Below are 2877 nucleotides of genomic sequence, written 5' to 3' on the forward strand. Positions count from 1 at the left end.
CCGCGGCGCTGGCCCCGGTGGACCTGGCCGCCGCGCAGCCCGATCCCTTCTGCCGCATCGAGGACCACTGGCTGTCCCACCTCGAGGACGCCCATCCCGAGGTGTTCGACGCGCTCGCCCGCCACCTCCCCGCCCCGCTGCGGCACACCCTGGGGGCCCGCGTGCGCCCGCTCGGCGTGGACCGCTGCGGGCTGCGGCTGCGGGTGGAGACCACGGACGGGGACCACGACGTGCGGCTGGCCTGGCAGGAGGAGGCCCGGACCGCCGACGAGCTGCGGACCCAGCTGGGCCTGCTCGTCGGCTGCCCCTTCCGCCAGGTCGGCGGCACCGCGCACGAGGCCGTCGACCAGGCGGAGTGACTCCGCCCGGGCACTAGACCGCCGCGGCCCGTTCCTTGTCCTGCACGAGCCGCGTGACCTTGCGCTCGGCCACGAACGACGCGATCGGGATGGTGCCCGCGAGCAGCACGAGCAGGGCGAAGCCCGGGGTGAACCGGACCCGCTCGGCGAGCACCAGCGTGGCCACGATGTAGGCCATGTACAGGAAGCCGTGCAGCATGCCGATGATCGCGACCGGGCCGGGCGTGTCGAAGAAGTACTTCATCGGCATCGCGTAGAAGACCAGCAGGACCAGCCCGACACCCGTGATCCACGCGAACGTCCGGTACAGCGGCAGCCGCCAGCCGGCGGGTCGCGGGGCGGCCGAGGACGGGCGAGGACTGCTCACGGCCTCGACTGTAGCCGGGCCCGTCGGTCCTCGGCGTCGCGGGCGGCCAGCGCCGCCAGCATCCGGTTGTACTCGCTGAGGGCGGGCGCCTCCGCCTCCGTGACGGGGGCCTCGGCGGGCACCGGCGAGCGGGTGAAGGGGCTGTCCCACGGCGCCGGGTCCGCCTCGTCGGCGACCGGCACCTGCTCCGGGGACAGTTCCGGGACAGGGGTGGACTCGGCCATCGCCCGCAGCTCACGGTGTTCGGCGAGGTCCATCCGCAGGAACCGCCACCACATGTAGCCGAAGAACACCGCGAAGATCGGCCACTGCACGCCGTACCCGACGTTCAGCGCCGAGCCGAGCGCCGAGCCCGCGCGGTCCCACTGCCAGATCGCCGCGACCACGCACGTCGCCACCGCGAGGATCGCCAGCAGGTGCCAGAGGATCCACTTCGGGGACAGGACCACGCGCCACACATGGACCAGGGTACGTTCTCCGGCCGTGGCAGGCCGACTCCCCTCGTGGCTCGCCGCACCGCCGTCCCCGGTCGACGAGGTCCGCGATCCGGCGGCGCGCAGGCTGATCGGCCTGGAGATCGCCGTGATGCTCACGGTCACCCTCGGGCTCTCCGCGGTGCGCAGCGCGCTCTCCCTGCTGGACTCGCTGCTCTCCCCCACCCCCCTCGCGGACCAGCAGGTGGCGCTGAACGCCCCCGCCGCGCAGGTCGGCGTGGTCGACCTGGCCCTGCAGCTCGTGCGGGTGCTGCAGCTCGTCGGCTGGGGCGCCCTCGGCGCCTACCTGCTGCTGCGCGCCGGGTTCCCGCTGGTCAAGATCGGCCTCGACGCGCGCCGCCGCGGCCGGGACACCCGCGACGCCGTCGGGCTCGCCGCCCTGATCGGGATCCCGGGCCTGGGGCTCTACCTGGTCGCCCGCGCCCTCGGCGTCAGCCTCGAGGTGGCCCCCACCACGCTCGACGACGTCTGGTGGCGCACCCCGGTCCTCGTCCTCTCGGCCTGTGCGAACGCCTGGGCGGAGGAGGTCGTGATGATCGGCTACCTGCTCACCCGGCTGCGCCAGCTGGGCTGGTCGGCGGGCCGGTCGGTGCTGGCCGCGGCGCTGCTGCGCGGCTGCTACCACCTCTACCAGGGGTTCGGCGGGTTCGTCGGGAACATCGTGATGGGGCTGGTGTTCGGCCGAGTGTGGCAACGGACCGGGCGGCTGTGGCCGCTGATCGGGGCACACGCGCTCATCGACGTCGTGGCGTTCGTGGGATATGCCCTGCTCCCGGCCGGTCTCCGGCTCTGATCACCTACCATGGGCGGGTGTCGGACTCCAAGTTCCTCGCCCTGCTCCGCGACCAGATCCGCAGCGAGTTCACGGCCTCGCAGCAGTACACCGCCGTCGCCGTCTGGCTGGACGACGAGGATCTGCCCCAGCTCGCCGCGCACTTCTACGCGCAGGCGCTGGAGGAACGCAACCACGCGATGAGCATGGTCCAGTACCTGCTCGACACGGACACCCGCCCGGTCATCCCCGGCATCGACGCGGTGGTGAACGACTTCGGCACCGTCGAGGACGTCGTGCGGCTCGCGCTCAAGCAGGAGAAGCAGGTCACCGAGCAGATCACCACGCTCGCGCGCACCGCGCGGGACGAGGGCGACTACCTCGGCGAGCAGTTCATGCAGTGGTTCCTGAAGGAGCAGGTGGAGGAGGTCGCCTCCATGTCCACCCTGCTCACCGTGGTGCAGCGGGCCGGGGACAACCTGTTCCACATCGAGGACTTCGTGGCCCGCGAGCTGAGCAAGGGCGGCGCCACGGACCCGAGCGCACCCCCGGTGGCGGGCGGCCGAGTCTGACCCGGTGAGCGGCGACGGTCGCCAGAGCGACCATCGCCACTCACGACGTCAGCGGAGGGTGACCTGCTTGCCCGCCAGCGCGTCCCGGGCGGAGCGCTCGGCGGTGGTGAGGTCGGTCGTGACCGCGAGGGCCTCCGCGAGCCGCTTCGCGAAGGCCGCGGCGGGGGCGGCCCACTCCTTGGAGTGCATCTCCCGGTCCAGGTCCCACACCGGCACGAGCAGGCCGTGCGCGCGGAAGGCGCCCGCGTACCGGGTGCCCTCGCCGAGCTCGAGCGCGGTCCTGCGCCCTGGGTCAGAGGATCACGAGATCGTC

The 2877-nt window shown here is 72.9% G+C and carries 5 protein-coding genes and 1 pseudogene; 3 read left to right on the forward strand and 3 right to left on the reverse strand.

Features of this window, described 5'->3' with window-relative positions; all coding sequences use genetic code 11:
* Positions 1-359, forward strand: a 359-nt coding sequence (locus H5J29_RS27660; protein ID WP_181783928.1) for a DUF2470 domain-containing protein, incomplete at its 5' end; no start/stop codon positions are given.
* Between the two features lie 13 nt (positions 360-372).
* Here the strand turns inward: H5J29_RS27660 and H5J29_RS27665 are convergent.
* Both H5J29_RS27665 and H5J29_RS27670 read right to left on the reverse strand, forming a co-directional pair.
* Positions 373-726, reverse strand: a complete 354-nt coding sequence (locus tag H5J29_RS27665; RefSeq protein ID WP_181783929.1) for a DUF3817 domain-containing protein — start codon at positions 724-726, stop codon at positions 373-375.
* Positions 723-1184: a hypothetical protein gene (locus H5J29_RS27670; RefSeq protein ID WP_181783930.1), complete on the reverse strand. Its 462-nt coding sequence runs from the start codon at positions 1182-1184 to the stop codon at positions 723-725. Before H5J29_RS27670 ends, H5J29_RS27665 begins: the two co-directional genes overlap by 4 nt.
* A 25-nt stretch (positions 1185-1209) precedes the next feature.
* Here H5J29_RS27670 and H5J29_RS27675 point away from each other — a divergent pair, with 25 nt between their 5' ends.
* Together H5J29_RS27675 and H5J29_RS27680 are read left to right on the forward strand one after the other, a co-directional pair.
* Entirely contained in the window at positions 1210-2013 is an 804-nt protein-coding gene (locus H5J29_RS27675) for a CPBP family intramembrane glutamic endopeptidase (RefSeq protein WP_376768582.1), read from the forward strand.
* A 17-nt stretch (positions 2014-2030) separates the two neighbouring features.
* On the forward strand, positions 2031-2564 hold the full coding sequence (locus H5J29_RS27680; RefSeq protein ID WP_312858445.1) for a ferritin: 534 nt from the start codon (positions 2031-2033) through the stop codon (positions 2562-2564).
* Positions 2565-2612: 48 nt separating this feature from the next.
* Here H5J29_RS27680 and H5J29_RS27685 read toward each other — a convergent pair.
* A pseudogene (locus H5J29_RS27685) lies at positions 2613-2837 on the reverse strand (DUF5926 family protein); the annotation flags it as partial.
* Positions 2838-2877 lie beyond the last annotated feature (40 nt).

Origin of the sequence: Pseudonocardia pini, from assembly GCF_013870575.1 — a bacterium.
Lineage (GTDB): Bacteria > Actinomycetota > Actinomycetes > Mycobacteriales > Pseudonocardiaceae > Pseudonocardia > Pseudonocardia pini.